The sequence below is a fragment of the bacterium genome, assembly GCA_023150945.1.
In the GTDB taxonomy this organism is placed as follows: Bacteria; Zhuqueibacterota; Zhuqueibacteria; order Zhuqueibacterales; family Zhuqueibacteraceae; genus Coneutiohabitans.
This window is the reverse complement of sequence record JAKLJX010000047.1, coordinates 1-7372: the sequence shown is the minus strand read 5'-3', so window position 1 is coordinate 7372 and position 7372 is coordinate 1. Positions and strand designations below refer to the sequence as shown.

General features: G+C 54.9%; 5 protein-coding genes. All 5 read left to right on the top strand.

All coding sequences use genetic code 11. From position 1 onward, the window contains the following. The first annotated feature begins 127 nt into the window (after window positions 1-127). The 5 genes from L6R21_27880 to L6R21_27860 all read left to right on the top strand — a co-directional run bounded on the left by L6R21_27880 (window position 128) and on the right by L6R21_27860 (window position 7315). Entirely contained in the window at window positions 128-619 is a 492-nt protein-coding gene (locus tag L6R21_27880; GenBank protein ID MCK6563030.1) for a radical SAM protein, read from the top strand. 65 nt (window positions 620-684) lie between these two features. Further along, window positions 685-1443, top strand: coding sequence for a phytanoyl-CoA dioxygenase family protein (locus L6R21_27875; protein ID MCK6563029.1), 759 nt, complete (start codon window positions 685-687; stop codon window positions 1441-1443). Window positions 1444-2657: 1214 nt separating this feature from the next. Beyond that, window positions 2658-5234: a protein kinase gene (locus L6R21_27870; GenBank protein ID MCK6563028.1), complete on the top strand. Its 2577-nt coding sequence runs from the start codon at window positions 2658-2660 to the stop codon at window positions 5232-5234. Between the two features lie 49 nt (window positions 5235-5283). Then, window positions 5284-6783: a sigma-54-dependent Fis family transcriptional regulator gene (locus L6R21_27865; protein ID MCK6563027.1), complete on the top strand. Its 1500-nt coding sequence runs from the start codon at window positions 5284-5286 to the stop codon at window positions 6781-6783. Window positions 6784-6973: 190 nt separating this feature from the next. After that, the gene (locus L6R21_27860; GenBank protein ID MCK6563026.1) at window positions 6974-7315 is read left to right on the top strand and encodes a hypothetical protein; all 342 of its coding nucleotides are present in this window, start codon (window positions 6974-6976) and stop codon (window positions 7313-7315) included. The last annotated feature ends 57 nt before the right edge of the window (window positions 7316-7372 follow it).

Below are 7372 nucleotides of genomic sequence, written 5' to 3'. Positions count from 1 at the left end.
GAATGGAATTACACAATCAAGCCCCGAAATTAAGCACCTTCAGAATTGTATACTTTGTTTTTTAACGGGCCCTAAGGAGTATTACGACAACTCCGGCGGCGGCTTGACGATTTCAGGCGGGGAGCCGATGGCGCAATTCGAATTCACGCGCGCGCTTTTGCACGCGGCCAAGGCGCATGGCCTGCACACATGTCTTGATACCTGCGGCTTCGCGCCGCAGGCGAAGTTCGCGGCACTGGTGGATGACGTGGATCTTTTTCTTTATGACTATAAAGCGACGGATGCCAAAGAGCACGCGCGTTTCACCGGCGTGGCGAACCAGGCCATACTGCGCAATTTGAGGTTTCTTTATGAACGGCGCGCACGCATCAGGCTGCGTTGCCCATTGGTGCCGGGCCTGAATGATTCGCTTGCGCATCTCGAGGGCATTGCCGCGCTCGCGGCCGAGTATCCCAAGCTCGAGGGAATCGAGATCATGCCGTATCATGCGATGGGGAGGGATAAAGCGGAGAGAATCGGAAAGCCCGCGCATCTGCACGAGCTGCAAAATCCCGACGAGGCAACGAAGACCAAATGGCTTGAAACTCTGCAGCAATTGGGCTGCGCACTCGCAACGTAACCCCGTCAGCCGGACTGGAGGGTTTTCCAGACCGGCGGTCTGTGTTACAAGAAAAGGAACCACAAATGAACTCCTCAACCAACCCCCTCATTACCGAAGAGCAAAAGCGCCAATATCAACAAGAGGGTTACTTTCTTTTGGAGAAAGTCATACCCGACGCGCACCTCGAAAGACTGCGCGCGGAGTGTGATTTTCACGTGCAGGAGCAAAATGCGGAGATGGATCGCCTCGGCGTGGACGTGCTGCACCTCAGCCGGCGCAACAGCCGTTACTTCGTTTTTCTGCCTTACAAAAACCGGCCGCAACTTGCCGAGTTTATTTTCAGCGATCTCATGGCGGAGATTTGCCGCGCTACAATCGGCGACAATGCCATGCTGTTCTGGGAGCAGTTCGTAATCAAGGGCACGGACAAAAAGGGTGCGGCGTTCGGCTGGCATCAGGATTCCGGCTATGTCGACCACACGCACAAATGCTACGTCAACGCCTGGATTCCGCTCGACGACGTGAATGAGGAAAATGGCACGATCTACATTCTGCCCTATTCACGCGCCGGCACGCGCGAGAAAGTGGAGCACAAAGTTCTTCCTGGCTCCGATGATCGCATCGGTTATTTCGGCGATGATCCCGGCGTGCCGATGATTTGCCCGGCAGGCTCGATTGCGGTGTTTTCCAGTACTGCGTTTCATCGTTCCGGCGCCAACAATACCCCGCGCATGCGCCGCATCTACTCCATCCAATTCTCTCCGGAAACCATCTACGAAGCCGACGGCTCGCTCAAAGGGCTTGCTGAGCCGTTTCTGCGGGAGGGACGCCGCGTGAGGTGAAGCTGCATTCCCAAGCCTCCTGCCGGCTCTGATGAAACGGCTCCGGATGCCGGCAGTCGGCTGTTCGCGATCATGCCGTTCGCGGTTGCGCGGCACATGCACAAGCAAGAAGAGATGATGATGATCGGTTCACCAATTGCCGGCTGAGCGATGGACCGCCATTCGAGTCGCAGCAGCGGTGCGGAAGCCTGTGGCAATCATTAAGGGAGGGATAATCTCAATTCACACGGCTGATCCGTTGCGAGCCTCTATCATCACCTGATGCGGCTTCTTGAGTTTGCGAACTTTTCTCATAAAGATTCGCAGGAATGGGAAATCATGTATTGATCGAGAACAAATCCCCCTCCAAATGCAACACTTAAGCCGGAATTCCTCACGTTGTTGTCGTTATCTGCGGCACAGTTGTTGATAGATAAAAAAAACTGTTCCAACGACGCTGGTTTTCTGGTGTTGGTTGACGGGTTCGATTTTCGGATCAGGGTGAATTGCTCCAGCCAAAGTGAAACTGCACCACCTCACCATTGTTTCACTCGGGCAAACTCGCACAATCTCACAGAGTTTTTTATCAAATGAGAGGTGAACTCCTCTCGACCGCTTTTGGGTGATCCACTTTGGGATCACGCAAAAGGACTGTTTTCTTCCTCCTGTGGCTCTGCATCAATGCGCGCGCAGCCAGGCTGCCAAATCTCAGGAGGTACGATGATCAAATCCCGGTATGCATTCAGGAATGAACCCAAGCGGGTCACGGACTGGCCCTCTCGGATTTTGAATCGGCTCACCCAATTCGTGGCCTGCCGAGTCGTATACCCCTCCCCTAACCAGTACGCTGGCAGCGGCGAAGGCCTGCTTCATCCTCGCCTCGCTGACGACCGCCTCAACGTGACGCCTACCTGCACGCGCGCCTCATCCGCAGCAGTGACTGAGCAGTTTGACCTGCAACGAAGGCACGGATTACCGGCCGGGCGAGTCTGCCTGCAAACCGCCGATACGCTAATTCCATCTGCAAATCTGCAAGGGGCGGAAGCGCATTCACTGGGATTTCCCTTTGGCGGCAGCAGGAGAGTCGCCGCGGTGGCAGTGAACTGGAGATCACTGACAGTGAAGTGGCTGGGTGATGTTCCCACAACGGTTTGGGATTTTCTTTAGTGGGGTAAGCCATGCTGGGTGAGTCGATAACGCATTATCGGATTGAGAGCAAACTTGGCGAAGGCGGGATGGGGGTGGTCTACAAGGCCTTTGACACCCGCCTCCTGCGTCCCGTCGCTCTCAAAATCCTCCCACCCCATCTCGTCACCGACGAGAAAAGCCTTTTCCGCTTCACCCAGGAAGCGCAAGCCGCCTCGGCGTTGAATCATCCCAATATTTGCACCATTCACGACATTGACGAACAGGATGGCATTCACTTCATCGTCATGGAATTCGTGGAAGGCGAGACCCTGCGCCAGACGTTGGAGCGCCGTGGGCCGCTGCCCGAACCGGAAGTCATTGCCCTCGGCATGAAAGTCGCGGATGCCTTGCAAGCCGCGCATACCAAGGGCATCATCCACCGCGACCTCAAGCCGGAGAATATCATGATCTCCCGCGAGGGCTATGTCAAGGTGATGGATTTTGGGTTGGCCAAGTTGAAAACGAGCGAAGCCGACGCAAACACGGCTTCGCCGGCTGAGGAATCTCGCTTTGCGGCATCCAACCTATTGAAGTCCTCCGCCAATTCCTTGCAGGGCACGGCGGCCTATATGTCACCCGAACAAATCGAAAAGCAGACGGTCGATCACCGCAGCGATATTTTCTCGCTCGGCATCGTGCTTTATGAAATGGCTTTTGGCGCCATGCCGTTCAAAGGCACTTCGAACGTCGAGGTCATGCAAGCCATCCTGCGGGACGCGCCGGAATTTGTGGGTGGCGGCAAACGCCAAATATCGGCATCAACCCTCAGCACGATCCGACGCGCGCTCAACAAACACCCGCAGGATCGTTTCCAGACCATGGAAGCCCTGCACCAGGCTTTGGCTGCTCAGCAAGCAAAGCAACGGGCCTCGCCCTCCCGATCAAGACGGCCTTTTCGTTTGCTGCTGGCGAGCCTCTTTGCGGTCAGTATCGGCGTGCTGTTGGCTCTAAGACTCGCCGATAGATCTTCTTCCGGTAGCTTGAAAAATTTCGCCAGTGCTCTTCAGACTGTTCCATTCACCAGCGGGCCTGAGCTGGAAGATGAGCCCTCGCTCTCGCCGGCCGGCGACAGAGTAGCTTTCACTTCCGATCGAGCCGGCAACCCTGATATTTGGATAAAAGACGTTGCCACCGGTGAGATGATCAATCTGACTGCGGATTGCAAGGAACGGGATGACACGCCGCGCTGGTCGCCTGATGGCAAAAAGATTGTGTTTCGCTCCGATCGGGAAGGCGGCGGTATTTTTGTCGCCGACCTGCAGACGCATGCGATCAAACCAGTTGCCCCGTGGGGCGCGCAACCGGCCTGGTCGCCGGATGGCAGGCAAATCGCCTACCAGATCGACAAGCCGCCGATTGGCAAGAAAATTTGTGCGATTGCAGTCGCGGGCGGCGCACCGCGAGTGATCTTTGCAACCGCACAGCCGCAATATATCAATGCGCTCGCCTGGTCTCACGACGGCCAATGGCTTGCCTTTGCGTTTGGCAACAATATGTCCTGGAACATTTGCGTCAAAAGCGTTACGGGGGATGAAATATTCCTGGCGACCGATGACACCTATTTCAACTACTCACCGGTATGGGGAGAGCGCGATGAAGCTCTCTTCTTTCGCTCCGATCGCGGCGGGGTGAATGATGTTTGGGTGCGCCCGATCGCGTTGAATCGGAGGCGGGCAGTGGGCGAGGCGATGCCGGTGACTCTAGGGGCCGAGCTCAAGTTGTTTGACGTTGTCGCAGACCGCCGGATCCTGGTGTATTCCAAGCTTGCCACGCGCACCAACCTCTTTGCTCTGGATTTGAGCAAACCAAATCGATCACCAGAATCCCGGTTGCGGCAAATTACCAATTGGGATCGCGCCACGCTCGAACCCAGCCTCTCGCCCGATGGCGCGAAAATTTTATTTACCTCGAACGTGCAAGGCAAATATGAGTTGTGGCTCTGCGATCGGGATGGCCGCAACCCCAGGCTCATTCACCGGCCCAAAGACTCCAGCGAATCTCCGGTTTGGTCTCCGGATGGCAAAATGATCGCGTACATAGACGGAGACGGCAACGAGATGGAAGTGTGGACCATGAATCTTGCCAATGGCGAGAACAGGCAACTCACCAAGAACAATTATGCCGACATGAAGCCGGATTGGTCTCCGGATGGAAAATGGATTGCTTACACCGCCAAGATGCCGGAGGGAGAATTGATCGTTATTCCGGCTGCGGGCGGCGCGGCCAGGCGGTTGACGTTCGATCCGGCCAGTGATGCTTTCCCCAAATTCTCGCCGGATGGCAAAACGATTGCGTTCTCCTCGGATCGTGATGGGTTTCAAAATATCTGGACGATCCCGTTTCAAGGCGGAGAGCCAAAGCAACTCACGTTTGACAAGGAGGCCGGCGGCCTGGGGCTGTGTTGGTCGCCGGACGGGCAGTTCATCTATCACGTTGTCATGCAAAGCGGCGTGAGAAACATCTGGAAGGTCGCGGTCAACGGAGAAAATCGCGAGCAAATTACCGCTTATCGCTATTCCACCCATCACGTGCATCGCATGACCTCGCTGGCAACCGATGGCCGTGAGCTCTTTTTTGCGGTGCAGGAGCGCGACGGCGATCTTTGGCTGATGAAGCCGCGCTGAATTGAATGATTTTTCAGAAATTTTTCTAACTTCTGGCCAACAAACTCCTATGTTTCAACAATTTCTCCAAATCGGCAAGCGCATGATGGCGGAGACGGACGTGCATCGCGTGCTCACAGTGGCGATGGATGGCACTATTGAATTATCCGGCGCTGAGCGTGGCATGATTATCCTTTTTGACAAAGACGGAGAAACACGCTTCGAAACCGCGCGCAATCTGAAAAAAGAAGAAATCGACCACCCCGAGTTCGAGGTGAGTCGCACCATCATCAACAAAGTTAAAAGCGAAGGAACGCCGGTGTGCTTGCGCAATGCCCTGGAAGATCCGGCGTTGCGCAAGAGCACCAGCGCGGCGCGGTTGAAACTACTCTCGGTCATTTGTCTTCCCCTGCGATATGAAGAAAAAATTTTTGGCGTGGTGTATCTCGATAATCGCACCGTGCGGGGAATTTTTGCGGCGGAAACCGGCGCGTTCATGCAGGAATTCGCGGATTTCATCTCGCTGGCGGCGCATCGGGCGCTGGAGCAGAAGTGCTTGCGCAACCACGTGCATGCGCTCGAGGGCGAATTGCGGGGAAAATACAAATTCGAAGCGATCATCGGGCACCATCCCAAAATGGTCGCCATCTTGAAGCTTGTCGCTCAGGTTGCCGACACCGATGCTACCGTTCTGATTCAAGGCGAGAGCGGCACCGGCAAAGAGCTGATCGCGCAGGCACTGCACTATAACAGCCGGCGCCGCAACCATCCTTTTGTGCCGATCAACTGCGCGGCCCTGCCGGAAAACTTGTTGGAATCCGAGCTTTTTGGCCACGTGCGCGGCGCGTTCACCGGCGCCATCAAAGACCACGCCGGCTGGTTCGAGCGCGCCGAGGGCGGCACGATTTTCCTTGACGAAGTGAATGATATGCCGCCGCCGCTGCAACTGAAGCTGTTACGGGTTCTGCAGACCGGCGAATTCTCGCGCGTCGGCTCAACGGAGTTGCGCCACTGCCACGTCCGGGTCGTGGCGGCAACCAGTGTGAGTTTGGCGGAACTCGTGACTCAAAAGAAATTTCGCGAAGAGCTGCTGTATCGCCTGAAGGTCATTGAGATCACCCTGCCGCCTTTGCGTGCGCGCGGCGAGGATATTCTGCTTCTGGCCCAGCATTTTTTGCACCAGTTCAGCACCAAACACGGGAAGGCAGGCTTGCGTCTTTCGGAAGAAGCCGAGGGTGCGCTACTTTCGTACGACTTCCCCGGCAACGTGCGCGAATTGGAGAATATCATTCAACGTGCCGTGGTCACGACAGAAGGCGAAACCCTCGCCGCGCTGGAGCTTCCGATGCCGCCGGCACCCAGTGTCACCAGCCCGCAGGAAAAATGGTCTTCCTTCCACGTGGCCAAGCAGCACGTGGTGGAGACTTTTGAGCGCCACTATTTGACGGATTGCTTGCGCTTGGCCAAAGGCAACCTCACCCAAGCCGCCAAGCTCGCCGATCTGCATGTGACGAATCTCTACCATAAGTTGCACCAGTACGGCATTGACCCCGCTGCGTTCAAACCATAGCGCCTTCGCTATAACACTATAGTGTCGACGCTATGGTTCCTTCCGGTTACGCATCTATTAGACGACACCAACAAAAAATCATCCTGAATAAACAACCCTTTGCACGTTGTTACAAAGGGCTGTTTTGTTTTTAACCCCTGGCACGGAGATTGACATTGTTTAAATCGCACATCGACAAAAGGATTGACTCATGGCAAAGCATTGCGTTTTGGTATCGGGACCAACAATCGCGCATGATGAAAAGCTGAAGAGAGAACTGGAAGAATTCGCGGTGGTGTTGACGAGTGAGGACAATTCGCAGATTAAGTCAATTCTAGGCGATAACAAAATTGATCTAATCATCCTTGAGATCTCGAATGCCAACCTGCATGAGATTGAGGTGATCAAGATTGTCAAAAGGAGGTTTCCAACTACTGAAATTATTTTGGTCGATGGCGACGGGGATCAGGAATTGATTGCGCAGGCTTTTGCATTTGGGGTGAAGGATGCTTTTCGCAGGCCGCATAAACGAAACTTATTGAGTTTTGCATAAATAATAGGAATATCAGATCTCCCATGGAAGATCTGACGCTTTGATGCACGCCCTAAG

Coding starts and splice junctions, on each gene's coding strand:
- L6R21_27865 (MCK6563027.1), top strand. CDS start 5,284: ATGTTTCAACAATTTCTCCAAATCGGCAAGCGCATGATGGCGGAGACG.
- L6R21_27875 (MCK6563029.1), top strand. CDS start 685: ATGAACTCCTCAACCAACCCCCTCATTACCGAAGAGCAAAAGCGCCAA.
- L6R21_27870 (MCK6563028.1), top strand. CDS start 2,658: ATGGGGGTGGTCTACAAGGCCTTTGACACCCGCCTCCTGCGTCCCGTC.
- L6R21_27880 (MCK6563030.1), top strand. CDS start 128: ATGGCGCAATTCGAATTCACGCGCGCGCTTTTGCACGCGGCCAAGGCG.
- L6R21_27860 (MCK6563026.1), top strand. CDS start 6,974: ATGGCAAAGCATTGCGTTTTGGTATCGGGACCAACAATCGCGCATGAT.